The sequence below is a fragment of the Lentzea sp. CC55 genome (assembly GCF_021056325.1).
Classification (GTDB): Bacteria; Actinomycetota; Actinomycetes; order Mycobacteriales; family Pseudonocardiaceae; genus Lentzea; species Lentzea jiangxiensis.
This window is the reverse complement of sequence record NZ_JAJCXE010000021.1, coordinates 112268-137643: the sequence shown is the minus strand read 5'-3', so window position 1 is coordinate 137643 and position 25376 is coordinate 112268. Positions and strand designations below refer to the sequence as shown.

Here is a 25376-nt window from a genome sequence, read left to right as displayed (position 1 = left end):
TCCTGAAGACTTCGGCTCAGTCTACGGAGACGCGACTGAGACGCATGGTCACGGCGTCTCAGGTACGAGCAGAGCGATGCACTCCACGTGCTGCGTCATCGGGAACGCGTCGAACGCCCGCAGATCGGCGAGCCGGTACCCCTGAACTGTGAATTCGGCCAGGTCGCGGGCCAGGGCGGCGGGGTCGCAGGCCACGTACACGACCCGCTGCGGACGGCGTCGTGCGACTTCAGCCACAACGACCTTGCCCGCTCCCTTGCGGGGAGGGTCCAGCACGACGACGTGGGGGTCCTCGACGGGCAGCCTGCGCGTCACGGCGCGCTCGACCTTGTCCGCCACCCACTCCACCTGCGACAGGCGGCGGAGGTTGCGCCTGCCGTCCTCCACGGCGCCGGGGAAGGACTCCACGACCAGCACCGATCCGCTTTCGCCGACCTGACGGGCGAGCACGGACGCGAAGAGCCCCGCACCGCCGTAGAGGTCCCACGCGCGTTGGCCCGGCTCGGCCGCGGCCCACTGCCCCACGACGGTCGCGAAGGTGTCCGCGGCGGCCGGGTGGACCTGCCAGAAACCCTCGGCGGAAATCCTCCACTTCCGCTGGGCGGCGGTCTCGACGGCCGTACCCGATCCGGCGCGTCGCGCGGTGTGCCGGCCGCGCACCTCGCCCACGTGACGGTTGCCGTCACCGTCCTGGACGATCGTCAGCTCCTGCGCCCGCCACGTCCGGCCGGTCACCGCCTCGACCATGCCCGGCCGGGAGATCACGCAGTGGTCGACCGGGATCACGTCGTGGGAACGGGTGCCGCGGAAACCCGGCCTCCCGTCGCGGTCGACGGCCATCCGGATCCGGGTCCGCCACTCCAGCGGACCGCCGGGCAGCGCCTCGACGACCACGTCCCGTTCGATCTTGCCGAGCCGGGAGAGCTGCTCCCGGACGACCTGGGCCTTGAGCTCCCGCTGCGCGTCCCACGAGACGTGCTGGAAGTCGCAGCCACCGCACTTCCCCGGCCCGCTGAACGGGCAGGGCGGCGACACGCGGTCCGGTGAGGGCTCCAGGATCCTCACGGCGTCCGCACGGCAGAACGAGCCGCCGTTGTCTTCGTACACCAACGCCACGACGCGCTCGCCGGGCAGCGCGTGACGCACGAACAGAACGCGTCCCTCGTGCCGTGCAACGAAATGCCCGCCGTGAGCAACGGGTCCCACTTGGACCTCGAACTCGCGTCCGGTCCAGTCTTCCTTGGTCGAGCTCATCGGTCGTCAAGTCCCCTTCGGACAGCGCCGGGCGCGATGACGTCCTTGTCCTTGACCTTCACCGACGACTCGAGCTGCCACGGCACACTGGTCACCATCACACCCGGCTGGAACAGCAGCCTTCCCTTGAGCCGCAACGCGCTCTGGTTGTGCAGAAGCTGCTCCCACCAGTGGCCGACGACGTACTCGGGGATGAACACCGTAACAACGTCGCGCGGGTTGTCCGTCTTGACGCGCCTGACGTAGTCGAGGACGGGCTTGGTGATCTCCCGGTAGGGCGACTCTATGACCTTGAGCGGGATCTTGAAGTTCTCCTTCTCCCACTCCTGCACGAGCCGGCGGGTGTCGCGGTCGTCGACGTTGACCGTGACGGCCTCCAGCACGTCCGGGCGCGTGGCCTTCGCGTAGGACAACGCCCTGAGCGTCGGCATGTGGAGCTTCGACACCAGCACCATGGCGTGGTTGCGGGCGGGCATCGTGCGCACCCGCTCCTGCTTGCGCAGCTCCTCGGCGACGGTGTCGTAGTGCTTGCGGATCGCCGTCATCAACCCGTAGATGGCGGCCATGGCGGCGATGGCGATCCACGCGCCCTTGGTGAACTTGGTGATGAGCACGATGATCAGCACGGTCGCGGTCAGCGCCAGGCCGAACGTGTTGATCGCCTGCGAGCGCCGCATGCGGGTGCGGGCCTGCGGGTCGGACTCGGTCTTGAGCAGCCGCTGCCAGTGCTTGATCATGCCGAGCTGGCTCAGCGTGAACGACACGAACACACCGACGATGTAGAGCTGGATCAGCCGGGTGACCTCGGCGTCGAACGCGATCACCAGCACGACCGCGAACCCGGCGAGGAACAGGATGCCGTTGGAGAACGCGAGCCGGTCGCCGCGGGTGTGCAGCTGGCGCGGCAGGTAGCGGTCCTGGGCGAGGATCGAGCCGAGCACGGGGAAGCCGTTGAACGCGGTGTTCGCCGCGAGCACGAGGATCAGGGCGGTGACACCGGCGATGAAGTAGAAGCCCGGCGGGAAGCTGTCGAACACGGCGTGCGCGATCTGCGCGACCATCGTCTTCTGCTCGTAGCCCTCGGGGGCGTTGGTGATCTGCTGCTTGGGGGACTCGGCCATCCGCACGTCGGTGAGCTGGGCGAGGATGATCAGGCCCATCAGCATGAACACCGAGATGCCGCCCATGAGCAGCAGCGTGGTCGCCGCGTTGCGCGACTTGGGCTTGCGGAACGCCGGCACGCCGTTGCTGATCGCCTCGACGCCGGTGAGCGCGGCGCAGCCGGACGAGAACGCCCGCAGCACGAGGAACACGAACGCGAGACCCATCAGGTGGTCCGACTCGGCGTGGATCTCGAGACCGGAGCTCTCCGCCCGCATCTCGTCGCCCATCACGAAGCCGCGGAACAGGCCGTAGCCGATCAGGCCGAAGACGCCGATCATGAACGCGTAGACCGGCACGGCGAACGCGGCGCCGGACTCGCGGATGCCGCGCAGGTTCACCGCCGTCAGCAGCACGATGGCCGCCACCGCGAACTCCGCCTTGTGGGTCGCGACGAACGGGATGGCCGAGCCGATGTTCGCCGCCGCCGCCGAGATCGACACCGCGACCGTGAGGATGTAGTCGACGAGCAGGGCGCTCGCCACGGTGAGCCCCGCCCTGCGCCCCAGGTTGACCGTCGCGACCTCGTAGTCACCGCCGCCGGAGGGGTAGGCGTGCACGTTCTGCCGGTAGCTGGCGACCACGGTGAGCATGACCACGACGACCGCGACCCCCACCCACGGCGCCAGGGTGTAGGCGCTCAGACCCGCCACCGACAGCATCAGGAAGATCTCCTCCGGCGCGTACGCGACCGACGACATGGCGTCGGAGGCGAACACGGGGAGGGCGATGCGCTTGGGCAGGAGGGTGTGAGCGAGGCGGTCGCTGCGGAACGGCCTGCCGACCAGGAGGCGTTTGGCAGCGGTGGCGAGCTTGGACACGGCCAGAGCGTAAGGGGTCCGCTCACCGGGACGGGCTAATGCTGGGTAGGTTCTGCGGAGAGTTCGCCTGAGGAGGCAAGTCGTGCACGTGGTGATCATGGGGTGTGGCCGGGTGGGAGCCTCCCTGGCCAGGGCCCTCGAGCGACTCGACCACCAGGTCGCCGTGATCGACAAGGACCCGCAGTCGTTCCGCAGGCTGGGCAGCGACTTCCACGGCCAGCAGGTCATCGGCAACGGTTTCGACCGCAACGTCCTGATCGAGGCGGGTGTCGAGCGCGCGGGCGCGTTCGCGGCGGTCTCCAGCGGCGACAACTCGAACATCATCTCGGCGCGGGTCGCGCGCGAGACGTTCGGCGTCGAGCACGTCGTCGCCCGCATCTACGACCACAAGCGCGCCGCCGTGTACGAGCGGCTGGGCATCCCGACCGTGGCGACCGTGCCGTGGTCGACCGACCGGTTCCTGCGGATGCTGCTGCCCGAGGGCGCGGCGACCGCGTGGCGCGACCCGTCCGGCACCGTGGCGGTGCTGCCGATCGAGGTCGAGGAGACGTGGGTCGGGCGGCCCGTCTTCGAGCTCGAGGCGGCCATCGGCGCGCGCGTGGCGTTCCTCATGCGGTTCGGCACGGGGGTCCTGCCCGACGCCAAGACCGTGGTGCAGGCGGACGACACCATCTACGTGGCGGCGCTGTCCGGCACGATCACCGACGTCGCGGCCGCGGCGCTGCAGGCACCGGAGGAGAGCTGATGCGGGTCGCGATCGCGGGTGCGGGCGCGGTGGGCCGGTCCATCGCGCAGGAGCTCGTCTCGGACGGGCACCAGGTCATGCTGATCGAGCGGGACCGGGCGCACTTCGACCCGAACTCGGTCGAACAGGCCGAGTGGGTGCAGGCCGACGCGTGCGAGCTGTCCTCTTTGGAGGACGCCGGCATGCAGCTGTGCGACGTGGTGATCGCCGCGACCGGTGACGACAAGGTCAACCTCGTGGTGTCGCTGCTGGCGAAGACGGAGTTCGCGGTCCGCCGCGTCGTCGCGCGCGTGAACGACCCGACGAACGAATGGCTCTTCACCGAGTCGTGGGGTGTCGACGTGGCCGTGTCGACGCCACGGCTTCTCGCCGCGATGGTCGAGGAGTCGGTGACGATCGGCGACGTCGTGCGGTTGCTGACGTTGCGGCAGGGCCAGGCGAACCTCGTCGAGATCACGCTCGACGAGTCGACGCCGTTCGCCGGGCGCGCGGTGTCGGAGCTGACGCTGCCCCGGGACGCCGCCCTGGTGACGATCCTGCGCGGCGGGCGGGTCATCGTGCCGCAGCCGGACGACACGCTGGAGGGCGGGGACGAGCTGCTGTTCGTCACGACCGCCGCCGTCGAGCAGGACATCAAGAGCGCTCTCGGCTACTGATCGCCGTGCGGACACGGCCGGCGCCCCACGAGGAGGCGCCGGCCGGCCGGATCAGTCCCTGGACCTGTCGCGGGACTCGGCGTCGACGACGCGCTTGAGCTCGTCCATGTCCGGCGTCAGCAGGTCGTCGGCCGTGCGGGCCAGGACCTCCTCCGCCTCGGCCTCGGACCTGGCCTTCGCCTCCGCGGCCTCCTCGGCCGCCTTGAGGCGCTTGTCCGCGCGGCGGACCGCCCAGACCGTGGCCAGCAGTGCGATGGCCATCAGCGGGTAGCCCATGGCGAGGCGGGCGACGGCAAGCCAGCCGACCTGGTCGCCGTCGTAGAGCCAGCGCTGGACGACGAAGCGGGCGAAGAAGACGAGGGCCCACACGAAGGTCGCGATGTCGTAGTCGCGGACCGTGGCCTTGTCGTCGCGCCAGGAGCGGTCTCTGCCGTTGAGGAACGTCCAGATCACGCCGGCGAGCGGCCGGCGCACCACGATCGACAGCAGGAACGCGCTGCCGTAGACGACGCTTTGCCAGATGCCGAAGAGGAAGAAACCCTTGGCCTCGCCTGTCTTGTAGGCGATGAAGGCCGCGATGCCGACGCCGAAGACGGCGGAGATCGCTGGCTGGACGGTGCCCTTGCGCACCGCGAGGACCACGCCGATGACGACGGCCGCGGCGAGCGAACTGATGATCGCGGCCATCAGGTTCTTGGTGGTGAAGTTGACGATCACGAAGACGAGGACGGGCAGCGACGAGTAGAGCATTCCGCTCACGCCGCCCATCTGCTCGAGGACGGTGGGCTGCTTTTCTTCGGTCTTGGCTGAAGTCATGAAGCGTTCTGCAACTCGTAATAGGGGTTGTAGAGCACCTTGCGCCCGTCGCGCACGGCGATGCGGCCACGGGCCTTGATCGTCCGACCAGGCTCGATACCCGCGATGCGACGGCGGCCGAGCCAGACGAGGGTGACGCCCTCGGTGCCGTCGTAGAGCTCGGCTTCCAGGGTGGCGGCCGCGTCGCGGGGGCAGAGCTCCACGCTGCGGAGCCTTCCGAGGACGGTGACCTCCTCACCGGACTTGCAGTCGCAGGCCTTCACCGCGCCGACGGCCTCCGCTTTTCGCGAGAGGTCGTCCGCGTCGAGCTCGGCGACGTCGCTGGTCAAGCGACGCACCAAGCGGCGCCAATAGCCGCTCATCCCCGACTCCTGCATTGCTCAGGTGGCCCGTGGTGTGGACCGTCTGTCATGAGGGTACGCAGAGGGGGCGACAATCTCGGCCGTGCCTGCCGAGACCGTTGTCCTCCTGCCCGGAACCGCCTCCGACGAGGTGTTTGTCCGTTCCGTGTTCACCGAGCCGTTGTCGCAGGTCGGTGCCGTTTTCACAGCACCGGCGGTCCGCACACTCCGTGAACGGTTGACGGCCCTCGAAAATGCCCACGAAGGCCACCCGATCGTGGTGGGTGGCGTCTCACTCGGCGCCCACGTGGCCGCACGGTGGGCCGTGGCCAACCCGGACAGGTGCGCGGGTCTGGTCCTCGCGCTGCCCGCGTGGACGGGTTCCCCGGACGGGGCTCCCGCGGCGCTCGCGGCGAAGGCCAGCGCGCAGGTCGTCGCGACGCGGGGCTTGGAGGCCGCGCTGGCCGGCACGACCGGCTGGCTGCGCGAGGAGCTCGGCAGGGCCTGGCGCGGCTACGGCGACCTGCTGGTGCCGCACCTCGCGGAGGCCGCCGAGTCACCGGCGCCGACGCTCGAGGAACTGAGGTCGCTCGACGTGCCGGCGGGGATCCTCGGGTGCACCGACGACCCGGTGCACCCGATCGAGGTCGCCCGGCAGTGGGCCGAAGCCCTCCCGCGGGCCGTTCTCGTCACGACGACGCTCGACGCCTACCCGCACGCGCTGGGGCGTGCGGTGCAGGCGTGGCGGCAGGCCTGTTAGCCCTGCTGCTGGATGTGCCGGGCGATCGCTTCCGGCAGCTCGACCGGCAGCGGGGTGCGGGGCGGCATCGGCTGCTCGCCGCGCACGACGACGGTGCCGCGGATCATCTCGCGCAACGCCTCGGAGTTCTGCGCGAAGTGCTCCTCGGGACCGGCAGCGACACCGCGCAGCATCCAGCGCGGCCCGTCGATGCCGATGAAGAGGATCTGCACGCCCTGGTTGCGCGCGGTGATCTCCTCGCCCCACTCGCCGTTCTCGCGGTTGATGCGGGCGCCGTCCTCCTTGAGGCCCTGCACCAGCTCGGCGCCGACCTCCTTCCAGAGGCCGCCGGACTTCGGCGCGGCGAACGCGCTCACCGTCAGCTGCCCGACGGACGTGAGGATGTGCACGGCGCGCACGGAACCGTCCTGCTGGTCCATCTCGACCTGCAGCTGGGCCTCGTCCGGCATCGGCAGCAGCACCGATCCCAGGTCGAGCCGCTGCACGTCGTCACGGGGCGCCACCGTCGAGTCCCACGGGCCGTCGACGTCCTCGTCGAACGCCTCGTCGTGCTCCGGACCGGTGTCGACCGAGCCCGAGGAGTGACGACCGCGCTTGCGGCGCCTTCCGAACATGCCCTACCCCTCCGCATTCATCCGGGCGAGCACCTCATGCCCACCGGTCGAGCCATAGCCTCCCGCACCGCGTGCCGTTTCCGGCAACTCGGCGACCTCGCGGAACACCGCGTGCTCGACGCGTTGCACGACGAGCTGGGCGATCCGGTCGCCGCGCGACAGCGCGATCGGCTCACGAAGATCATGGTTCACGAGGCAAACGCGGATCTCACCGCGGTAGCCGGAGTCGATCGTGCCCGGCGTGTTGACCACGCTCAGCCCGACCCGCGCCGCCAGTCCGGACCGCGGGTGCACGAACCCGGCGAACCCCTCCGGCAGCGCGATGGCGACACCGGTGCCGACCACCGCTCGCTCGCCTGGTGGAATGACCACGTCCGACGTGGTGACCAGATCGGCGCCCGCGTCGCCGGGACGGGCGTAGGCGGGCACGGGAACCCCCGGATCGAGCCGGGTCAGCAACACCTCGACGCTGGACACGGCGGCCGAGATTACCCTGACGACGTGAGTGAGACTGCCGTGACCGCCACTACGACCTTCCGCGAGCGCCTCTACGTGACGTGGTGGATCTGGCCGCTGCCGCTGCTGGCCGCCGCGCTGCTGGCCGCCGAGGTGCACATGGGCTTCCCCGGGGTGCGCTCCTGGCTGCCGTACGTGATCCTGCTGCCTCTCACGGTCGTGCTGATCGTGCGCATGGGGTCGACGAAGGTGGAGGTCGCCGGCGGCGAGCTCCGCGCCGGTGACGCCCACATCCCGCTGGACCTGCTCGGCGAGGTCGAGGTCATCGCCCCCGAGGACAAGCGCAAGGCCATGGGCCCGCACCTGGACCCGGCGGCGTACGTCGTGCACCGCGGCTGGGTCAAGCCGCTCGTGCGGGTGCGCGTGAACGACCCCGAGGACCCGACGCCGTACTGGATGATCAGCACCCGGCGCCCGGAAGAGCTGGCCGCGGCGATCAAGTCCTGAAAGACACAACTGGGCGCCACCCGTGAGGGTGAGCGCCCAGTTCTCTGAAGCGGACTTCTCCCCGACGGCCCTCAGGCCGCGGATCAAGCGCAGTCGCGGCAGATGTACACGCCGTTGTTGTCCTCGGCGAGCCTGCTGCGGTGGTGCACCAGGAAGCACTTGGAGCACGTGAACTCGTCGGCCTGCTTGGGCAGGACCTTGAACGTGAGCTCCTCGCCGGACAGGTCGGCGCCCGGGAGCTCGAAGTTCTCCGCGCTCGCGTCCTCGTCGACGTCGACGACGCCGGACTGCGTCTCGTTCCGCCGGGCCTTCAACTCCTCGAGGGAGTCCTCAGCGAGTTCGTCCGCCTCGCTGCGACGCGGCGCGTCGTAGTCGGTCGCCATCTTCTTCACCCCTGCGGTCTACGGAGACTGTTCGTGTCGCTGGTTAACGCTCCAGCGACCTCATTTGTGCCCCACGTCAAGGTGACGTAGGTCTCTCGCACGCGGCGGCCGAGCCAACCCCCTTGACGTGACCGTCGGCTTGATCGACATGTGTGCGGAGCGCGCAGAGGGTAGCTCATTGTCGGAGTGGCCCGGCATCGGGTTACCCCTTACCGACCGGACGGGTGACACAACCTTTCTACGCTGGACCGATACCCTGTGCGGGAGCACCCACGCCTCGGCGTGCAACCTGGCGCCGAGCCGGTACCGTCCTGACTGTGAGCGACCAGGCCGGTGCAGTGGGTCACGCCCGTCGGGGCGCGGTCCAGCCGGGCAAGGCCTAGGCTGGACCTCAGGGACGGATCACGGGGAGGGCTTCGCACGTGGGATCCGCATCGGGGAACTTGACGCCGTACAAGAGGCGTCGGCCCGTGCCCGCGCTCGTCCTGTTCGCGGTGCTGTTGGTCAGTTCCGTGTTCGTGTGGGTGAAGGTGCTCGGCAACGCCGGCGACGTGGACGCGGCGATCCGGTGCAACCCGCCCGGAAACGTGACGACGGCATCAGCTGTCGTGCCCGCCGACCCGGCCGCCGCGACGTCGACGGCACCGCCGCCCGCGCTGGGCACCGTCCTGGAGCACGACGCGCTCGACCGCACCGACCCGGTGCCGGTCGACGAGGTCAACTTCAAGGTCGTCAACGCCTCGACGCAGCGCAACCACGCCAAGGCCGTGGCCACGATGCTCACCGAGCTCGGCCTGAAGCAGGCGGCCGACCCCGGCAACGACCCCATCTACCCGGCGGGCGACATGACCTGCCGCGGCCAGCTCCGCTTCGGCGCGCCCGGCGCGTCGGCGGCCAGGACCCTGTCGCTGCTGGAGCCGTGCCTGGAGCTCGTGCGCGACGACCGCCAGGACGCGACCGTGGACGTCGCGATCGGCAAGAAGTTCGACGAGGTCAAGCCGAACAGCAGCGCGCGCAAGGTCCTCGACCAGCTCAGCGAGTGGGCGGCGCAGCAGCCGGAGCAGCAGGGCGGCCAGGTCGCCGCGGCCACCTCGCCGTCGCTGAACGCGGACAACCTGGCGGGCGCGCGAGAGGTGACCTGCTGAGGTCCTGCTCCGCTACCTTGCGGGCATGGGGGCAAATCTTCTTCCGGGCGAGCGCGTCCTCTGGCAGGGCTCACCCGTGCACCGTTCGGTCTTCCTGCGCGTTGACGCCGCGTGGATGCGGTTCAGCCTGAAGTTCGACGCCGTCCTGTTCGCCGTGGTGGCGGCGGTCATGTGGCTGGTGGACGGCTGGCTGGGCCCGTTCGACGTGTGGAACTTCCTGCTCCTCGGAGGCGGGATCCTCGCGTCCACGATGTTCCGCTTTGTGGAGCCGTTCGCGTGGCGCCGCCTCACGCTGCACCGCACGACCTACTACGTCACCAACAGACGTGTCGTGTGCGTGCCCGGCCGCGGAGAGAGGTCGACCGAGCTCTCCGACGTCGAGGTCCTGACGTTCCTGGAGGAGCCGGACGGCTCGGGGTACGTCCGCCTCGACCGGCGGTACACGCCGGACGGGTTCATGAACGCGATGGTCGCCGAACTGATCCACGTTCCGAAGGTCCGCGAGGTCGTCGCCCTGCTGTCGGAGCTGACCGGGCAGACACCGCGACAACGTTGATTCCGACGTCGACGCGAGGTTGATCGGACGTTGACCCGCACCGTTGCAACGGCCCCTGATGCAAAAGACGTTTGCGGACGTCCGCAAACGTCTTTGCACAACCGATATATTAGCGCTTTGACCTGCGGTTTCAGACCTTGTCGAAGCCGGACTCGGCGAGTGCGGTGTACATCGCGTCCGCGATGCCCGGCGCGGCGGCGAACGTCGCGTCCTCCCCCAGTTCCGGCGACGATCCCGGCAGCCGCACGACCGCGCCGGCCTCCGCGGCGATCAGCCCGCCGGCCGCCCAGTCCCACCGGCCGAGCGCGTGCTCGGCGTAGGCGTCGAGCCGTCCCGCGGCCACCGAGCACAGGTCGAGCGATGCCGCGCCGGCCCGGCGCAGGTCGCGCACGCGCGTCGCCATGCGGGCCCACGTCTCGGCCTGGCGCTGCCGGCGTTCGGGCCGGTACGCGAAGCCGTACCCGAGCAGGGACAGCGAGAGGTCCGTCGTCGCGGACACGCGCAGGGGTGTGCCGTCCAGGAAGGCGCCGTGGCCGCGGGCGGCGGTCCACAGGCGTCCGGTCGCGGGCTCGAACACCGCGCCCGCGACGGACTCGCCGTCGAGCTGCGCCGCGATCGACACCGAGTACCAGGGGATCCCGTACAGGTAGTTGACGGTGCCGTCGATCGGGTCGACGACCCACGTCAGGCCCTCGACGACGGTGCCGCCCTCCTCCTCGCCCAGCACGGGCTCGCCGGGGCGCAACTCGGACAGACGCGTCCGGACGAGTTGTTCCGAGGCCCGGTCCGCGGCGGTGACCACGTCGGTGGAGGTGCTCTTGGTGTCGAACGAGACGACCGCGGAGGCGCGCATGCGCTGAACAAGAGCGCCCGCTTCCCGTCCGACGGCCGTCGCGATGTCAACGAGTGGCCGGGGATCGAACACGACCGGTTTCCTCCTGCGTCACTAGCACGGGACTATCGGACGACGTCAGGCTAGTGTCTGCGCACCACGGTTACTGAATCGAACGAGTAGGAAGGACCACGGGGAATGGGCATCACCCGCGGGTTCGGTGTGGACATCGGCGGCTCCGGCGTCAAGGGCGGCCTGGTCGACCTCGAAGCAGGAGCACTGGACGGCGAGCGCATGCGGATCCCCACGCCTCAGCCCTCCACGCCGGAGGCGGTGGCGGAGGTCGTCGCGGAGATCGTCGAGAAGTTCCAGTGGGAGGGACCGGTCGGCATCACGCTGCCGTGCGTGGTCAAGCACGGTGTGTCGCTCAGCGCGGCGAACGTCGACAAGGGCTGGATCGGCTGCGACGCGCAGAGGCTCTTCGCCGAGCGTCTCAAGCGCAGGCCCGAGGACATCGTGGTCATGAACGACGCGGACGCGGCCGGCATCGCGGAGATGTCGTTCGGCGCGGGCGTCGGCAAGGGCGGGACCGTGGTGCTGCTGACGTTCGGCACCGGTATCGGCAGTGCGGTGTTCCTCGAGGGCAAGCTCGTCCCGAACACCGAGTTCGGCCACCTCCAGGTCGACGGCCACGACGCCGAGAAGCGCGCGGCCGCGTCGGTGAAGGAGGAGAAGGACCTGTCTTGGGAGGAGTGGACTCCCCGCGTCAGCCGGTACATCAACGTGCTGGAGGACCTCATCTGGCCGGACCTGGTGATCGCGGGCGGTGGCGTGAGCAAGAAGGCGCACAAGTGGTTGCCGTTGCTCAAGGTCCGCACCGAGGTCGTCGCCGCGGCGCTGAAGAACGACGCGGGCATCGTGGGCGCCGCCTGGGCCGCCGCGCACGGCGTCAGGCCTTGACGACCATTCGACACCGAAACGTGTCCGACTCGATCTAGCTGCGACAACGCAGGTGAGAGCGCCTCGAAGCACCTCGGGGCGCAACACCGCGTCACCGACGTCGTTACAATGGAACGCACACCCGCCGGGCAAGATCGGCGGGGAGATCCCCTGAACTCTGGCGACCGAGGTTTCGCGCCCTCTGGTCCGCCTTGAACGACCGTCGCGAAAGGGCGTACGTGGCAGCCGCAGAAACCGCAACCCGACGCTCCAGCTCCGCCGCGAGCGCCGCCAAGACGACCAAGGCGACCGCGGCCGGCGAGGCCGAGGAGAAGCCGAAGCGCAAGACGACCGCTGCGGCAGCGAAGAAGCCCGCAGCCAAGGCCCCGCGCAAGACGGCCGGCAAGGCCGATCCTGCCGCGAAGGGCACCGCCAAGAAGGACGGCGACGAGCCCGAGGACATGGAAGGCGCTCCGGGCGCCGAGGACCTGGAGGACGTCGAGATCGTCGACGAGCCGGTCGTCGACGAGCCCGAGGAGGCGGAGGACCCCAAGAACGAGGGTGACTTCGTCTGGGACGAGGAGGAGTCCGAGGCCCTGCGCCAGGCGCGCAAGGACGCGGAGCTCACCGCCTCGGCCGACTCGGTCCGCGCCTACCTCAAGCAGATCGGCAAGGTCGCCCTCCTCAACGCCGAGGAGGAGGTCGAGCTCGCCAAGCGCATCGAGGCGGGTCTCTACGCCGCCGAGCGCGTGCGCCGCTCCGAGGAGGAAGCGGAGAAGCTCACGCCGCAGCTGCGCCGCGACCTGCGCTGGATCGTCCGCGACGGTGAGCGCGCCAAAAACCACCTGCTCGAGGCGAACCTGCGCCTCGTCGTGTCGCTGGCCAAGCGCTACACCGGCCGCGGCATGGCGTTCCTGGACCTGATCCAGGAGGGCAACCTCGGTCTGATCCGCGCGGTCGAGAAGTTCGACTACACCAAGGGCTACAAGTTCTCCACGTACGCCACCTGGTGGATCCGTCAGGCGATCACCCGCGCGATGGCCGACCAGGCCCGCACCATCCGCATCCCGGTGCACATGGTCGAGGTCATCAACAAGCTCGGTCGCATCCAGCGCGAACTGCTCCAGGACCTGGGCCGCGAGCCCACCCCGGAGGAGCTCGCCAAGGAAATGGACATCACGCCCGAGAAGGTGCTGGAGATCCAGCAGTACGCGCGTGAGCCCATCTCGCTGGACCAGACGATCGGCGACGAGGGCGACAGCCAGCTCGGCGACTTCATCGAGGACTCCGAGGCCGTCGTCGCGGTGGACGCCGTCTCGTTCACGTTGCTGCAGGACCAGCTGCAGTCCGTGCTCGCGACGCTGTCCGAGCGCGAGGCGGGCGTCGTCCGGCTGCGCTTCGGTCTCACCGACGGCCAGCCGCGCACGCTGGACGAGATCGGTCAGGTCTACGGCGTCACGCGTGAGCGCATCCGCCAGATCGAATCCAAGACGATGTCGAAGCTGCGTCACCCGTCGCGCTCCCAGGTCCTGCGCGACTACCTCGACTAGGTCCTACCCGGTCCTACGCACGAAGCCCCGCACCGGTTCGGTGCGGGGCTTCGGTGTTTTCGGCGAGCGCGGCTCGCGGGTTCGTGAAAATGTGGCGGAAGTGTTCGCTTTCCGCGAAAGAACGCCGGAAATGTCCGTAGCGAGTGCAGCGCCGGCGTCCGCCCGAAACCTCGATTCCGGATCGGTTACCGCTCGTTGATCACGGTCTCGCGTCCGAATCGTGGGACGTTCGTGACCTGTTCGCTGCGGGCGGACAAGAGCAACCGATATCACACTCCCGGGCGCACGCAACCGACCGCCTGGCCGCACTTGGCTGCTCCACCAGCGGGTTTCCGGTTGCTCAGCGTGCGTGTCAAGCCGGTGAACCGGTGGCGAACGGAGGTGTGAAGCTGCTGCAGGCGGGTAAATCGGAGAGTGACGCGAGTCGCCACGTACACGGGAACACTGACTAACGCCAAAACGTCTGTCAGAGTGGAGCCAGCGAGCACCGCGCACCATCCAGGGGCGTTGTGGTCGCAGCTTGGTAAGAGGGCACCGGGACACTTCGTTCCGTTGCTGGGACGGAGGGAGATTCATCATGACTGCAGCACTCACCCGCCCCGAGTTGACCGCTGCCGACCGCTGCGACCGCTGCGGGGCTGCTGCCCAGGTTCGCGCTTTGCTCCCGTCCGGGGGCGAGTTGCTGTTCTGCGGGCACCACGCCCGGGCGCACAGTGAGAAATTGCGCGAACTCGCTGCTGAGATTCAGCAGGGCTGACTTCCACCCCACCTAGCCGCTCGGGGCGGAGATCCGCGAGGATCTCCGCCCCCTTCGCTTTTCTAGAGCGTGTCGAGCACCGGCTCGAAGGCCAGTTCGGCGGCCCCCACGAGCTTCGCGTCCCGCCCCAGCGGGGACGTCACGACCTGGGTCCCCCCGACGGCGCGGGAGACGAGGCTGCGCCGCTGCACGGCGGAGCTCACCGACTCCACCACCGACAGCGGCAGCGCCGTGTAGAGGTCGCCGAGCACGACGAGCTCGGGACCGAGGACGTTGACGATGTTCGCGAGGCCCAGGGCGAGCCAGTCGGCGAACTCGTCGAGCACCGAGGGGTCGTCGAGCGCCCGCAACGCCGCGACGACGGCTCCGCGCGGGGCGTCGTCGGGAAGGCCCAGCGCCCGGCACAGCGCCGGCTCGCCCACCTCGGTCTCCCAGCAGCCGTCACAGCCGCAGTAGCACCGCCGCCCGTGCGGGTTGACCACCATGTGGCCCAGCTCGCCCACGTAGCCGCCGGAGCCGCGCAACGGCTGCCCCGACAGGATCACTCCCCCGCCGACGCCGACGTCCGCGGAGATGTAGACCATGTCCGAGGACTCGCGCGCCGCACCGCGGACGTGCTCGGCCAGCGCACCGAGCTCCGCGTCGTTGCCGACCTGGACGGGCAGCTTCAGCACCGCCTCCAGGCGCTTGCCGAGCGCCACACCGGTCCAGTGCAGGTTCGGCGCCTCGTGCACGTGCCCGTCGGCACGCCGCACGACGCCGGGCACGGAGATGCCCACCCCGACCGCGGTGGCGTCGAGGTCGTCGGCCATGAGGCGCGCCGACTCGACGATGTGCGTGATGACCTCCCCCGGATCACGCGTCCGGTGCAGGTTCCAGCTGTCCCGCCCGAGGATCTCCCCGCCGAGGCCGACGAACCCCATCGCCACGTGTTCCACCCGCACGTCGATCGCGATGACGACCGCGGCCTGCGGCTGGGGCAGTACCAGCAGGGATGGGCGGCCCGCTCCGCTGCGCAGAGCGGGCACGCGTTCGGCGACCACGCCGGCTTCGGCGAGGCCGTCCACCAGGGCCTTGATGGTGCTGCGGTTGAGCCCCAGCTCAGCCGCGAGGGAGGCCCTGGTGGACGGTCCGTCGACGTGCAGGCGGCGCAGCAGCGCCGTCCTGTTGTGCCTGCGGATCTCGTCGGGACGAGTGCCGGACGTGGGTCCCGTCACCGCGTCATCGGGCCGCGGTGGCCGCCCGGCGGCGGGACAACGCGTCGACGCTCGCGGCGAGCAGCAGGACGAGGCCGGTCACGATGAACACGACCGCGGCGGGCTGCTTGAGCAGGCCCATGCCGTTCTGGATGATCGCGAGCACCGCGCCACCGATGACGGCGTCGCGCAGGCGGCCCTTGCCACCGAACAGCGACGTACCACCGATGACGGCCGCACCGACCGACAGCAGCAGCGTGTTGCCGCCACCGGCGTTCGGGTCGACCGAGCCGACCTTCGACGAGTACACGATGGCGCCGATCGCGGCCGCCGAGGAGGCGATCACGAAGACGCTCATGCGGATGCGCTCGACGTTGATACCGGCGCGGCGGGCCGCTTCCTTGTTGCCGCCGACGGCGTAGATGTGCCGGCCGTAGCTGGTGCGGTCGAGCACGAACGTGCCGATCACCAGCAGCACGAGGACCAGCGGCACCACGAACGGCACGCCTTCGATCACCACGAGGTTGCTCGGCGCCCGGTTGAGCGACAGCGCGTAGGTGATGACGGCGGCCAGCACCGCGAGGGCGCCGATCTTGGCCAGCACCAGCGTGGTGGGCTGGGCGACGAGGCCCCTGCGCAGCCGCGAGAAGTGGCGGGTGAGCACGACGGCCGCGTAGCCGCCGACGGCGATGACGAACAGCGCCCACGAGCCGACGAAGTCCAGGTTGCCGTTGGCGACGTTGAAGATCGTGTCGTCACGCAGGCCGAGCGTGCCGCCCTGGCCGATGAGCTGCAGCACGACACCGCCCCAGACCAGGAACAGCGCCAGGGTCACGACGAACGACGGGATGCCGACCTTCGCGACGAGGAAGCCGGTGATGGTGCCGATGGCCGCGCCGACGCAGACGGCGAGCAGCATCTCGAGCCAGGCGTTGGCGGGGATGCCGACCGCGGCGATCACGAGCGCCACGGCGGACAGCGCCGCGCCGGCCCAGACCTTCATCACGACCGCGAGCACGATCGCGATCACCAGCAGGCCGCAGAACACGTAGAAGACCGTGTCGCCCATGCCGCCGAGCAGGTTGCCGTTGTGGATCAGGTGCAGTGCCATCACGGCGGCCGTCACACCGGACGCGGTACCGGCGGACAGGTCGATCTCGCCGAGCAGCAGCACGAACACCAGGCCCATCGCGATGATGGTGATGCTGGCGCCCTGCTGGAGCAGGTTGGCGAGGTTGCCGAGGGTGAAGAACGTGTCCGACAAGGAGCTGAACACGATCAGCAGGACGACGAGGCCGAGCAGCGCGGGCAGCGAGCCGAGCTCACCGCCGCGGACCCTGGCCCAGTAGTCGCGGACGGCCTCGCCCGTCGACTGGGACGTCGTGTCGATGCCGAAGTCGGAGATCGCGCCCTGCTGCGGGGTTTCCTGCGCGGGCGATTCGGTGGTGTCGGTCATGCTGCCCTCTTCGGAACTCATCAGATCGTCGCCGCCTCGGGGCGGGCGATGCCCAGGTCACCGGAACGGCCGGCCGTGATCAGCTCGACGACCTGGCCGTGCGTGACGTCCTTGGACCCCACGACGGCGGCCATGCGGCCGAGGTAGAGGCACGCGATGCGGTCGGCGACCTCGAAGACGTCGTTCATGTTGTGGCTGATCAGGACGACCCCCAGGCCCTGCTCCGCGAGTCGGCGGACCAGGTCGAGCACCTGGCGCGTCTGCGCGACGCCCAGTGCCGCGGTGGGCTCGTCGAGGAGCACCACCTTGCTGTTCCACAGGACGGCCTTGGCGATCGCCACGGTCTGGCGCTGACCACCGGACAGCGACGAGACCTGGGTGCGCACCGACTTGACGGTGCGGACCGACAGCGAGGCCAGCGTCTTGCGCGCCGCCTGCTCCATGTCCGTCTCGTCGAGCAGACCTGCCTTGGTGCGCTCACGGCCGAGGAACATGTTCTGGACGATGTCCAGGTTGTCGGCGAGCGCGAGGTCCTGGTAGACGACCTCGATCCCGAGGGCCGCGGCGTCGCGCGGGCCCTTGATGTCGACGGCCTTGCCGTCGAAGAGGACTTCACCCGAGTCGGTCGGGTGGATGCCCGCGATGCACTTGACCAGCGTCGACTTGCCCGCGCCGTTGTCGCCGACGAGGGCGGTGACCTCGCCGGGGTTCACGACGAGGTCGATGTCGTGCAGGACGTGCACGGGGCCGAAGCTCTTGTTGATGCCGCGCAGCTCGAGAATCGGCTCGCTCACTGGGGATTCCTCCGTGGTTACCACGCGCCTAGGGCGGGGTGCGGTCGTTGCCGCACCCCGCCCTGGCGCGAGCGGTCCTACTTGATGCCGAGCTCGGTGCAGGCGGCCTGGGTGTCGGCCACGCAGATCTCCGAGGCCTTGACGAAGCCCGCGTCGACCACGGACTTGACCTTGTCCTTGGTGATCAGCTGAGCGGTGAGCAGCACGGACTTGACGTCGCGGTTGCCCTTGGCGTCCTTGGTCTTGCCGGTCGCGAGGGCGTCGGCGGCGGCCGTGTCGCCCTTGGCGAGGGCGGCGGCCAGCTTGGCGGCGGCCTCGGCCTCGTCCTTGATCGGCTTGAAGACGGTCATGTACTGGTCACCGCGGAGCACGGCCTGCAGACCGTCCGGGGTGGCGTCCTGACCGGTGACCGGGACCTTGCCGTTCAGGCCGACCTTCTTGAGGACCGTGATCACCGCGCCGGCGAGGCCGTCGTTCGCGGCGACGACGCCGTCGACCTTGCCGCCGTTGGAGGTCAGGATCTGCTCGAAGACCTGGCCACCCTTCTGGTTGTCCCAGTTGTCGATCGGCTGGGACTGGACCAGCTTGAGCTTGCCCGAGTCGTAGAGCGGCTTGAGGACCTTCTGCTGACCCTCGTGGAACAGGGTCGCGTTGTTGTCCGTCGGCGCGCCCTCGATCTCGATGACGTTCGCGCCCTGCGGCGAGGCCTTCATCGCGTCCGCGAGACCCTGGCCCTGCAGCTCGCCGACCTTCACGTTGTCGAACGACACGTAGTAGGACGAGGAACCGCCGGTGTTCAGGCGGTCGTAGTCGATGACCTGGATGCCCTGGGCCTGCGCCTTCTTGGCGACGGAGGCACCGACCTCGCTGTTGGGGGTCGCGATGATCAGGACCTTGACGCCGGCGTTGATCATGCCGTCGGCCAGGGTGCTGAACTTCTGGACGTCGCCCTGGGCGTTCTGGATGTCGGGGTCGAGCCCCTCCTTCTTCAGAGCGGCCTCGAGGAGCGGCTTGTCGAAGCCCTCCCAGCGAGCGGAGGAGGCGGTCTCGGGCAGGATCACGCCGACCTTCGCGCCCGTGCCGCTGCCAGAGTTCGTTTCAGAGGTTCCTCCGGTGCCGGAGGAGGAGTTGGCGCCGCACGCCGAAACCGCCAGGGCGAGGCCCGCGGTCACGGCGATGGAAGCGAGAGTCTTGCTGCGCATCCGCCATCCCTTTCACTGCGCTGTGTCACAGAGAATGTTGTGGCGCACAACGTATGCCCGACATATGCGTGACCGGAACCACACTGGATCGATTAAGTCGCAACGATGCGGTAACCGTGCCGAAATTTAGTCACCGAGAGTTGTGAGAGCGTTACCACGGCGCTACTGCATCCAGCCGCGATATATTGGATATCGCTTGCGGCGAACACTCGGAGGTCATCTCCCGGACATCTCTAGGTTGGGTTCATGACCTTCAACGGGGAAGCCGCCGAAAGGCTGGCGAAATCGTTCGGGGCGGAAGCGGCGCGCTACGACCGCACCCGCCCCACCTACCCGGACGAACTGGTCCGGAAGATCGTCGCCGCGAGCCCCGGCCCGCGTGTCGTCGACGTCGGCTGCGGCACCGGCGTCCTCTCCCGCCCGCTCGCCGCGGCCGGGTGCGAGGTGCTCGGGGTGGAGCACGACGAGCGCATGGCCGAGTTCGCCCGCGCCACCGGCGTGACCGTGGAGGTCTCCGAGTTCGAGACGTGGGACCCGGCGGGCCGCGAGTTCGACGCCGTCGTCGCCGGGCAGTCGTGGCACTGGATCGGCGCCGAGGACGGTCCCGCGCAGGTCGCGCGGGTGCTGCGGCCCGGCGGGGTGTTCGTCGCGCTCTGGCACGTGTTCGGGACGCCGGAGCCGGTCGCCGACGCGTTCGTCGCGGCGTACGCCAAGGTGGCGCCTCAGCTCTCGCACCGCGTCGGCCACTCCTACGCCGAGGCGTTCGAGTCCTACCAGGCCGGCTGCGTGCGCACCGGAGAGGCGTTCGCCGCGACCGGGGCGTTCTCCGCCACCGAGCAGTGGCGGGCGGACTGGGAGCGGACCTCCACCACCGCCGAGTACATCGACCTGATGCGCACCATGAGTCCGATGGCCCTGCTCAGCGCCGAGCAGGCCACCGAACTCCTCGACGACGTCGGCCGTGCGATCGACGCGATCGGAGGCGAGTTCACGATGCGCTACAGCACGCTCGCCGTCGCCGTCACCCGCGTCTGAGGCCGGCTACCAGGAGCGCAGGGTCGCGATCCGTTCCTCGAGCTGTTCGATGGTGGCCATCGCGGTCGGCGGGCCGCCGCAGTACTCGCGCAGCTGGTTGTGGATCTTGCCGTGTGGCTTCTTCGTGCGGTGGTGGTGCATCGCGACGAGGGTGTTGAGCTCCTTGCGCAACGACGTGAGGCGTTCCTGCACCCCTGCGGGCCGTGCTTCGCGCACGGCGACCTCGGGCTTGGGCCGCTTGGCGGCCAGCGCCATCTGCTCCTCCTGCCGCTGCAGCAGCAGGGTGCGCACCTGGTCCGGTTCCAGCAGCCCCGGCAGGCCGAGGTACTCCTGCTCCTCCTCGGAGCCCGCGTGGGTCGGGGCGCCGAACGACGAGCCGTCGAAGATCACCTGGTCGAGCTCGGCCGTCGTGCCCAGGGCCGTGAAGGCGCGCTCGTCCTCGCCCGGTTCGTCCTTGGTCTGGTTGGCCGCGGCCATCAGCTCGTCGTCCCAGCCGTCCTTCTCGCGGTGCGGCTTGCCCAGGACGTGGTCGCGCTCGGCCTCCAGCTCGGACGCGAGTTGCAGCAGCACCGGCACCGAGGGCAGGAAGACGGTGGCCGTCTCACCGGGTTTCCGGTTGCGCACGAAGCGGCCGATGGCCTGTGCGAAAAACAGCGGGGTCGACGACGACGTCGCGTACACGCCGACGGCCAGCCGCGGCACGTCGACGCCCTCGGACACCATGCGGACCGCGATCATCCAGCGCTCGTTCGTCGCGGAGAACTCGGCGATCTTGCCGGACGCCTTCGGGTCGTCGGAGAGGACGAGCGTGGGGACCTGTCCCGTGACGCGCTGCAGCACCTCCGCGTACGCCTTCGCCACGGTCTGGTCGGTGGCGATCACCAGGCCGCCCGCGTCGGGCAGGCCGTTCTCGCGCTTCTGCGTCAGGCGCTGGTCGGCGGCGCGCAGCACGGACGCCATCCACTCGCCGGCCGGGTCGAGGGCCGTGCGCCACGCCCGTGCGGTCTGCTCCTGCGTCAACGGCTCACCCAGGCGCGCCGTGTACTCCTCGCCCGCGCTGGTCCGCCACGACGCCTCGCCCGAGTACGCCAGGAACAGCACCGGCCGGACGACGCCGTCGCGCAGCGCGTCGGCGTACCCGTAGGTGTGGTCCGCCTTCGACGTCTTGAAGCCGCCGGAGCTCTCCTCGTACTGCACGAACGGGATCGGCGAGTCGTCGGAGCGGAACGGGGTGCCGGTCAGGCAGAGGCGGCGCACCGCGGGCGTGAACGCCTCGCGGATCGCATCACCCCACGACTTGGCATCACCACCGTGGTGCACCTCGTCGAGCAGCACGAGCGTCTTGCGGTTCTCCGTGCGTACCCGGTGCAGCGTCGGATGGGCGGCGACCTGCGCGTACGTCACGGCCACGCCGTGGTAGTCGCGGGAGGTCATCGCGTTGGTGTTGCGGAAGTTCGAGTCGATGTGGATGCCCTGCTCGGCGGCCGCCTTCGCCCACTGGTGCTTGAGGTGCTCGGTGGGGGTGACGATCGTGACGGCCTCGATGGTCCGGTCGGCCAGCAGTTCGACGGCCACGCGGAGCCCGAAGGTCGTCTTGCCCGCGCCCGGTGTCGCGACGGCGAGGAAGTCCTGCGGCTTGGCGGCCAGGTACTTGGTCAGCGCCCTGCGCTGCCATGCCCGCAGCGGTCGCATTGCTGCTGTCGCTGTCACAGACGTGTTTCTCCTCATTTGTGCAGGTCAGACATGGCGGGCCCCTCAGGCGGACCGTGGCCGGGGGCACCGCGACTCTACCTGTTCCGAACGTCGATGCCGCGAAACGTGGCGGTATGCACCATGCTTGTCACTGCGATGGGTTCGCCTTCCGACAACAGCGCACGCAGGTCCGGCCGCAAGGGGCCGCTGCGTCTACTCGCACGCACGCTGTCGAAGGCGTGGCAGGGGAACATCTTCTCAGAAGCGGCCGAGGCGGCGTTCTGGCAGACGCTGTCGTTCCCGCCGCTGCTGCTCGGCGTGCTGGGCTCGATGGGCTGGATCGGCAGCTGGTTCGGCGACGACGTCGTCAGGGCCGTCCAGGAGAAAATCATCGGCTTCACCCGGACGATCTTCAGCCGGGACGTCGTCAACGGCGTGATCGAACCCACGGTCGCCGAGATCCTCACGACCGGCAAGGGCGAGATCGTCTCCATCGGCTTCCTGATCTCGCTGTGGGCGGGTTCGTCGGCGATGTCGTCGTTCGTCGACGCGATCACCGTCGCCCACGGCCAGTACGGCGTGCGCAACGAGGTCTGGCAGCGCTTCTTCGCGCTGCTGCTCTACCTGGTGTCCCTGGTGGCGTTGGTGGTCGGCCTGCCGGTCCTGGCCCTGGGACCGGAACTCCTGCCGCAGTTCTTCCCGGCGTCGTGGCAGCCCTACATCGAGACGTGGGTCGGCCGCTTCTACTACCCCGGCGTCGCCCTGCTGCTGGTGCTGTCGCTGTCGGCGCTCTACAAGGTGGCGCTGCCCAGACGGCTGCCGTACCACCGGGTGCTGCCCGGCGCGATCCTCGCGATGGCCGTGTTCATCCTGTCGTCCATCGGCCTGCGCCTCTACATCCAGTGGATCACCACCACCGGCTACACCTACGGCGCGCTCGCGACCCCGATCGCGTTCCTGCTGTTCGTGTTCTTCATCGGCCTGGCGATCACGATCGGCGCGTACTTCAACAGCGCCATCCAGGACATGTGGCCTGCGCGCATGACCCGCCGCCAGCGCCGCCGCTGGCGCAGGCTCGAGATGGAGCGCGCGGCGTCCCGCATCCGCGAGGAGAGCGAGCAGCCTCCCTCACGGGAGGCGAACAACGACACCGGCTACTCGGCTCCATCGCCCGCCGACACGCAGCTCACTGCGCCGTTGCAGATCCAGGAGCAGCGGACCCGCTCCGAGGAGGAGCGGCAGCGCGGCTAGCCGGTTGCCCGGACAGCAGCGCCCGGCGCCTCAGGACGTGGTCCGGGGCACCGGGCGCCGCCGCGTTCGGAGGTCAGTCGCCGTCGCCGCCGGGCGGCAGGCTCTCGTAGATCTTCTTGCAGTCCGGGCACACCGGCGAGCCGGGCTTCGGTGACCGCGTGACCGGGAAGACCTCGCCGCACAGCGCGACCACGTGCGTGCCCATCACGGCGCTCTCGGCGATCTTCGCCTTGCGCACGTAGTGGAACATCTTCGGGGTGTCATCCCCGGACTGGTCGGTACCGTCCGGCCGTACATCGACCTCGGGGAGAGTCTGGGTGCTCACGCGCCAAGGGTACCTGGGATGATGTCCCCTCGTGACCACGCTGCACATCGCCGATGAAGTTGCCTCCGCGCTGGCCGAGAACCGGCCCGTCGTCGCTCTCGAGAGCACCATCCTGTCCCACGGCCTGCCCGCCCCGCGCAACCTCGCGGTCGCCGCACGCCTGGAAGAGGTCGTGCGGAAGGCAGGCGCCGTCCCCGCGACGATCGCCGTCCTCGACGGCGTGCCGCACATCGGCCTGACCTCCGCCGAGCTCGACCGCGTCTGCACCGCGGGCGACCTCGTGAAGCTGTCGCTGCGCGACCTCGGCCCCGCCTACGCCCTGGGCCGCAGCGGCGCGACGACCGTGGCCTCGACCACCGCCCTCGCCCACCAGGCGGGCATCCGGGTCTTCGGCACCGGTGGCCTCGGCGGCGTGCACCGCGGCGCGCGCGAGACGTGGGACGTCTCCGCCGACCTCGACATCGTCGCGTCGACCCCGGTGGTGGTCGTGTGCTCGGGCGTGAAGTCGATCCTCGACATGGGCGCGACCCTGGAGGTCCTCGAGACCCGCTCGGTGCCCGTCGTCGGCTACCGGACCTCCCGCTTCCCCGCCTTCTACCGCCGCGAGTCGGAGTTCGACGTGCCGTGGCGCGTCGAGACCCCCGCCGAGGCCGCCGCCGTCTTCGCCGCGGGCGGCCGCGGCATGCTGCTGGTGAACCCCATCCCCGCCGACTTCGAGATGGACGCCGACCTGCACGACCGCCTGCTCGCCGAAGGCCTGCAGAAGCTCGTCGACCAGGACGTGCGCGGCAAGGACGTCACCCCCGTCCTCCTCGAGCACTTCCACACCGCGAGCGCCGGCGTCAGCCTCGACGCCAACGAGGAACTCGTCGTCAGCAACGTCTCGGTCGCCGCGGCCGTGGCCGTGGAGCTGTCCCGGTGAGGCCAGTCGTCGTGGTGGGTGACGCGGGCCTCGACGTCGTGGCCCGCCACACCGGCCCCATCGCCCACGGCGGCGACGTGCGCGCCAAGGTCACCATCGAGCCGGGCGGCGCGGGCGCCAACACCGCCGTCTGGCTCGCCGCCTGCGGAGCCTCCCCGGTCCTGGTGGCCCGCGTGGGCGCCGACTCGGCCGGACGCCAGGTCCACGCCGAACTGACCGCGGCGGGCGTCCAGTGCGCCTTCGCGGTGGACCCGGACCTGGCCACCTGCTGCGTGGTCGTCCTGGTCGACGAGGACGGCCAGCGCTCGATGCTGCCCGACCGCGGCGCGAACGCCCGCTTCTCCCCCGCCGACCTGGACCCGGGCCTGCTCGCCGGCACCGACGGCCACCTGCACCTGTCCGGCTACGTGCTGCTCGACGCCACCTCACGCCCCGCCGGCCTCGCCGTGCTGGCCGCCGCCCGCGCGGCGGGCTGGACGACGTCGGTGGACCCGCAGGCCGCCGTGCTGATCCACTCGGCGTCCGCGTTTCTGGAGGACGTCCGCGGCGTCGACTTCCTGCTGCCCAACGCCGACGAACTGCTCGCGCTGACCGGCTCGTCCGAGCCCTCGTCGGCCAAGACTCTGCTCTCGCACGTCGGGGCTGTCGTGGTGACGTCCGGCGCGGACGGTGCCTCCTGGGTAGACGCCGACGAGGTGATCTCGGTTCCCACTGAAGCCACCGTGTGCGTCGACTCGACGGGTGCCGGTGACGCTTTCGACGCCGGCTTCCTGGCGGCCTGGCTGTCCGGCGCTTCGAAGCGCGACGCCCTCCTCGGTGGCGTCCGGGCGGGGTCGCGCGCGGTCAGCGTCGTCGGAGCGCAGCCGCCGAGGTAGTCACTGATATATCGGTTTTTGGTCGCATCTTCGTTCGGGCGCTGTCGACTTCGTCGCGCTCACAACCGGTCTGCTCAGGCGTGAACCGGCCACCGTCTCGCCTCGCGCAACACCACCGGATGCAAAAAACGTTTGCGGACGAAGTCAAAAGACTCATTGCAAAGGCCGATCGCCGACCGTTGCGAGGTGCACGCAAGCGCTCGTCGGCGTGACGTCCGCAGGTCGTCCGCCTTTGCAACGAGTCTTTTGCGGGCGAAGTCCAAAGAGTTGTTGCAAAGGTGAGGACGGCGTCCGACGGAGGTCGGGCGCGGGTCGTCAAGGGCTTCGGCGGCGGT

At 69.7% G+C, this 25376-nt stretch carries 28 protein-coding genes; 13 read left to right on the top strand and 15 right to left on the bottom strand.

Going from position 1 to position 25376, the window contains the following annotated elements; all coding sequences use genetic code 11:
- Positions 1-48 precede the first annotated feature (48 nt).
- Both L6E10_RS15675 and L6E10_RS15670 read right to left on the bottom strand, forming a co-directional pair.
- Complete coding sequence (locus tag L6E10_RS15675; RefSeq protein ID WP_236220257.1) at positions 49-1254, bottom strand: class I SAM-dependent RNA methyltransferase; 1206 nt, start codon at positions 1252-1254, stop codon at positions 49-51.
- Positions 1251-3236 carry an APC family permease gene (locus tag L6E10_RS15670; protein WP_236220256.1) on the bottom strand — a complete coding sequence of 662 codons (1986 nt, stop codon included), beginning with the start codon at positions 3234-3236 and terminating at the stop codon, positions 1251-1253. The genes L6E10_RS15675 and L6E10_RS15670 overlap by 4 nt, the downstream gene beginning before the upstream one ends.
- Positions 3237-3318: 82 nt before the next feature.
- Between L6E10_RS15670 and L6E10_RS15665 the strand changes: the two genes are divergently transcribed.
- Both L6E10_RS15665 and L6E10_RS15660 read left to right on the top strand, forming a co-directional pair.
- Positions 3319-3981, top strand: coding sequence for a TrkA family potassium uptake protein (locus tag L6E10_RS15665; RefSeq protein ID WP_236220255.1), 663 nt, complete (start codon positions 3319-3321; stop codon positions 3979-3981).
- The gene (locus tag L6E10_RS15660) at positions 3981-4637 is read left to right on the top strand and encodes a TrkA family potassium uptake protein (RefSeq protein WP_236220254.1); all 657 of its coding nucleotides are present in this window, start codon (positions 3981-3983) and stop codon (positions 4635-4637) included. Before L6E10_RS15665 ends, L6E10_RS15660 begins: the two co-directional genes overlap by 1 nt.
- 51 nt (positions 4638-4688) lie before the next feature.
- On the opposite strand, the gene L6E10_RS15655 is transcribed toward L6E10_RS15660, so the two are convergent.
- Both L6E10_RS15655 and L6E10_RS15650 read right to left on the bottom strand, forming a co-directional pair.
- Positions 4689-5453: a DUF3159 domain-containing protein gene (locus L6E10_RS15655; RefSeq protein ID WP_236220253.1), complete on the bottom strand. Its 765-nt coding sequence runs from the start codon at positions 5451-5453 to the stop codon at positions 4689-4691.
- Entirely contained in the window at positions 5450-5830 is a 381-nt protein-coding gene (locus tag L6E10_RS15650) for an OB-fold nucleic acid binding domain-containing protein (protein ID WP_030464824.1), read from the bottom strand. Before L6E10_RS15650 ends, L6E10_RS15655 begins: the two co-directional genes overlap by 4 nt.
- Positions 5831-5897: 67 nt before the next feature.
- Here L6E10_RS15650 and L6E10_RS15645 point away from each other — a divergent pair, with 67 nt between their 5' ends.
- On the top strand, positions 5898-6554 hold the full coding sequence (locus tag L6E10_RS15645) for an alpha/beta hydrolase (protein ID WP_308102796.1): 657 nt from the start codon (positions 5898-5900) through the stop codon (positions 6552-6554).
- On the opposite strand, the gene L6E10_RS15640 is transcribed toward L6E10_RS15645, so the two are convergent.
- Together L6E10_RS15640 and dut are read right to left on the bottom strand one after the other, a co-directional pair.
- Complete coding sequence (locus L6E10_RS15640; RefSeq protein WP_090102617.1) at positions 6551-7168, bottom strand: DUF3710 domain-containing protein; 618 nt, start codon at positions 7166-7168, stop codon at positions 6551-6553. The genes L6E10_RS15645 and L6E10_RS15640 overlap by 4 nt on opposite strands.
- A gap of 3 nt (positions 7169-7171) precedes the next feature.
- On the bottom strand, positions 7172-7645 hold the full coding sequence (gene dut / locus L6E10_RS15635; protein WP_090102619.1) for a dUTP diphosphatase: 474 nt from the start codon (positions 7643-7645) through the stop codon (positions 7172-7174).
- A gap of 24 nt (positions 7646-7669) precedes the next feature.
- Here dut and L6E10_RS15630 point away from each other — a divergent pair, with 24 nt between their 5' ends.
- Entirely contained in the window at positions 7670-8131 is a 462-nt protein-coding gene (locus L6E10_RS15630; protein WP_236220251.1) for a DUF3093 domain-containing protein, read from the top strand.
- An 83-nt stretch (positions 8132-8214) separates the two neighbouring features.
- On the opposite strand, the gene L6E10_RS15625 is transcribed toward L6E10_RS15630, so the two are convergent.
- A complete protein-coding gene (locus L6E10_RS15625) occupies positions 8215-8514 on the bottom strand; it encodes a DUF4193 domain-containing protein (protein ID WP_030464829.1) in 300 nt (99 codons plus the stop codon).
- Positions 8515-8936: 422 nt separating this feature from the next.
- Between L6E10_RS15625 and cei the strand changes: the two genes are divergently transcribed.
- On the top strand, positions 8937-9659 hold the full coding sequence (cei, locus tag L6E10_RS15620) for an envelope integrity protein Cei (RefSeq protein WP_308102795.1): 723 nt from the start codon (positions 8937-8939) through the stop codon (positions 9657-9659).
- A gap of 25 nt (positions 9660-9684) precedes the next feature.
- Entirely contained in the window at positions 9685-10215 is a 531-nt protein-coding gene (locus L6E10_RS15615) for a hypothetical protein (RefSeq protein ID WP_236220249.1), read from the top strand.
- 130 nt (positions 10216-10345) lie between these two features.
- Here the strand turns inward: L6E10_RS15615 and L6E10_RS15610 are convergent, their stop codons facing one another.
- Positions 10346-11140, bottom strand: coding sequence for an inositol monophosphatase family protein (locus L6E10_RS15610; RefSeq protein WP_308102794.1), 795 nt, complete (start codon positions 11138-11140; stop codon positions 10346-10348).
- Positions 11141-11245: 105 nt separating this feature from the next.
- Between L6E10_RS15610 and ppgK the strand changes: the two genes are divergently transcribed.
- The 3 genes from ppgK to L6E10_RS15595 all read left to right on the top strand — a co-directional run bounded on the left by ppgK (position 11246) and on the right by L6E10_RS15595 (position 14293).
- Positions 11246-12007: a polyphosphate--glucose phosphotransferase gene (gene ppgK / locus L6E10_RS15605; RefSeq protein WP_240010690.1), complete on the top strand. Its 762-nt coding sequence runs from the start codon at positions 11246-11248 to the stop codon at positions 12005-12007.
- Between the two features lie 218 nt (positions 12008-12225).
- Complete coding sequence (locus L6E10_RS15600) at positions 12226-13536, top strand: RNA polymerase sigma factor (RefSeq protein ID WP_236220248.1); 1311 nt, start codon at positions 12226-12228, stop codon at positions 13534-13536.
- 577 nt (positions 13537-14113) lie between these two features.
- Positions 14114-14293 carry a hypothetical protein gene (locus L6E10_RS15595; protein ID WP_231642793.1) on the top strand — a complete coding sequence of 60 codons (180 nt, stop codon included), beginning with the start codon at positions 14114-14116 and terminating at the stop codon, positions 14291-14293.
- Between the two features lie 62 nt (positions 14294-14355).
- Here L6E10_RS15595 and L6E10_RS15590 read toward each other — a convergent pair whose 3' ends face one another.
- The 4 genes from L6E10_RS15590 to L6E10_RS15575 form a co-directional block, all read right to left on the bottom strand.
- Positions 14356-15510: an ROK family transcriptional regulator gene (locus L6E10_RS15590; RefSeq protein WP_236220247.1), complete on the bottom strand. Its 1155-nt coding sequence runs from the start codon at positions 15508-15510 to the stop codon at positions 14356-14358.
- Positions 15511-15514: 4 nt separating this feature from the next.
- On the bottom strand, positions 15515-16945 hold the full coding sequence (locus L6E10_RS15585) for a sugar ABC transporter permease (RefSeq protein WP_236220246.1): 1431 nt from the start codon (positions 16943-16945) through the stop codon (positions 15515-15517).
- 20 nt (positions 16946-16965) lie between these two features.
- Entirely contained in the window at positions 16966-17739 is a 774-nt protein-coding gene (locus L6E10_RS15580; RefSeq protein ID WP_236220245.1) for an ATP-binding cassette domain-containing protein, read from the bottom strand.
- Between the two features lie 77 nt (positions 17740-17816).
- Positions 17817-18941, bottom strand: a complete 1125-nt coding sequence (locus L6E10_RS15575; RefSeq protein WP_236220244.1) for a sugar ABC transporter substrate-binding protein — start codon at positions 18939-18941, stop codon at positions 17817-17819.
- 246 nt (positions 18942-19187) lie between these two features.
- Here L6E10_RS15575 and L6E10_RS15570 point away from each other — a divergent pair, with 246 nt between their 5' ends.
- Positions 19188-19976: a class I SAM-dependent methyltransferase gene (locus L6E10_RS15570; protein ID WP_236220243.1), complete on the top strand. Its 789-nt coding sequence runs from the start codon at positions 19188-19190 to the stop codon at positions 19974-19976.
- Between the two features lie 6 nt (positions 19977-19982).
- Here the strand turns inward: L6E10_RS15570 and L6E10_RS15565 are convergent, their stop codons facing one another.
- Positions 19983-21668 carry a DEAD/DEAH box helicase gene (locus tag L6E10_RS15565; RefSeq protein WP_236220266.1) on the bottom strand — a complete coding sequence of 562 codons (1686 nt, stop codon included), beginning with the start codon at positions 21666-21668 and terminating at the stop codon, positions 19983-19985.
- Positions 21669-21809: 141 nt separating this feature from the next.
- On the opposite strand from L6E10_RS15565, the gene L6E10_RS15560 reads away from it, so the two are divergent.
- Entirely contained in the window at positions 21810-22919 is a 1110-nt protein-coding gene (locus L6E10_RS15560; RefSeq protein ID WP_374236697.1) for a YihY/virulence factor BrkB family protein, read from the top strand.
- Positions 22920-22992: 73 nt separating this feature from the next.
- Here L6E10_RS15560 and L6E10_RS15555 read toward each other — a convergent pair whose 3' ends face one another.
- Positions 22993-23244 (bottom strand): DUF3039 domain-containing protein, encoded by a 252-nt coding sequence (locus L6E10_RS15555; protein ID WP_236220241.1) that lies wholly within the window; start codon positions 23242-23244, stop codon positions 22993-22995.
- Between the two features lie 31 nt (positions 23245-23275).
- On the opposite strand from L6E10_RS15555, the gene L6E10_RS15550 reads away from it, so the two are divergent.
- Together L6E10_RS15550 and L6E10_RS15545 are read left to right on the top strand one after the other, a co-directional pair.
- Positions 23276-24166 carry a pseudouridine-5'-phosphate glycosidase gene (locus tag L6E10_RS15550; RefSeq protein ID WP_236220240.1) on the top strand — a complete coding sequence of 297 codons (891 nt, stop codon included), beginning with the start codon at positions 23276-23278 and terminating at the stop codon, positions 24164-24166.
- Positions 24163-25041 carry a PfkB family carbohydrate kinase gene (locus tag L6E10_RS15545; RefSeq protein WP_236220239.1) on the top strand — a complete coding sequence of 293 codons (879 nt, stop codon included), beginning with the start codon at positions 24163-24165 and terminating at the stop codon, positions 25039-25041. The genes L6E10_RS15550 and L6E10_RS15545 overlap by 4 nt, the downstream gene beginning before the upstream one ends.
- A gap of 74 nt (positions 25042-25115) precedes the next feature.
- Here the strand turns inward: L6E10_RS15545 and L6E10_RS15540 are convergent.
- The coding region (locus tag L6E10_RS15540; protein WP_236220238.1) for a hypothetical protein at positions 25116-25376 on the bottom strand (261 nt) is incomplete at its 5' end.

Bases quoted from the DNA above. Each gene is read 5' to 3' on its own strand.
- L6E10_RS15675 (WP_236220257.1), bottom strand. From the start codon at position 1,254: ATGAGCTCGACCAAGGAAGACTGGACCGGACGCGAGTTCGAGGTCCAA.
- L6E10_RS15660 (WP_236220254.1), top strand. From the start codon at position 3,981: ATGCGGGTCGCGATCGCGGGTGCGGGCGCGGTGGGCCGGTCCATCGCG.
- L6E10_RS15655 (WP_236220253.1), bottom strand. From the start codon at position 5,453: ATGACTTCAGCCAAGACCGAAGAAAAGCAGCCCACCGTCCTCGAGCAG.
- L6E10_RS15650 (WP_030464824.1), bottom strand. From the start codon at position 5,830: ATGCAGGAGTCGGGGATGAGCGGCTATTGGCGCCGCTTGGTGCGTCGC.
- L6E10_RS15640 (WP_090102617.1), bottom strand. From the start codon at position 7,168: ATGTTCGGAAGGCGCCGCAAGCGCGGTCGTCACTCCTCGGGCTCGGTC.
- L6E10_RS15625 (WP_030464829.1), bottom strand. From the start codon at position 8,514: ATGGCGACCGACTACGACGCGCCGCGTCGCAGCGAGGCGGACGAACTC.
- L6E10_RS15615 (WP_236220249.1), top strand. From the start codon at position 9,685: ATGGGGGCAAATCTTCTTCCGGGCGAGCGCGTCCTCTGGCAGGGCTCA.
- ppgK (WP_240010690.1), top strand. From the start codon at position 11,246: ATGGGCATCACCCGCGGGTTCGGTGTGGACATCGGCGGCTCCGGCGTC.
- L6E10_RS15595 (WP_231642793.1), top strand. From the start codon at position 14,114: ATGACTGCAGCACTCACCCGCCCCGAGTTGACCGCTGCCGACCGCTGC.
- L6E10_RS15585 (WP_236220246.1), bottom strand. From the start codon at position 16,945: ATGACCGACACCACCGAATCGCCCGCGCAGGAAACCCCGCAGCAGGGC.
- L6E10_RS15575 (WP_236220244.1), bottom strand. From the start codon at position 18,941: ATGCGCAGCAAGACTCTCGCTTCCATCGCCGTGACCGCGGGCCTCGCC.
- L6E10_RS15570 (WP_236220243.1), top strand. From the start codon at position 19,188: ATGACCTTCAACGGGGAAGCCGCCGAAAGGCTGGCGAAATCGTTCGGG.
- L6E10_RS15565 (WP_236220266.1), bottom strand. From the start codon at position 21,668: ATGCGACCGCTGCGGGCATGGCAGCGCAGGGCGCTGACCAAGTACCTG.
- L6E10_RS15560 (WP_374236697.1), top strand. From the start codon at position 21,810: ATGCTTGTCACTGCGATGGGTTCGCCTTCCGACAACAGCGCACGCAGG.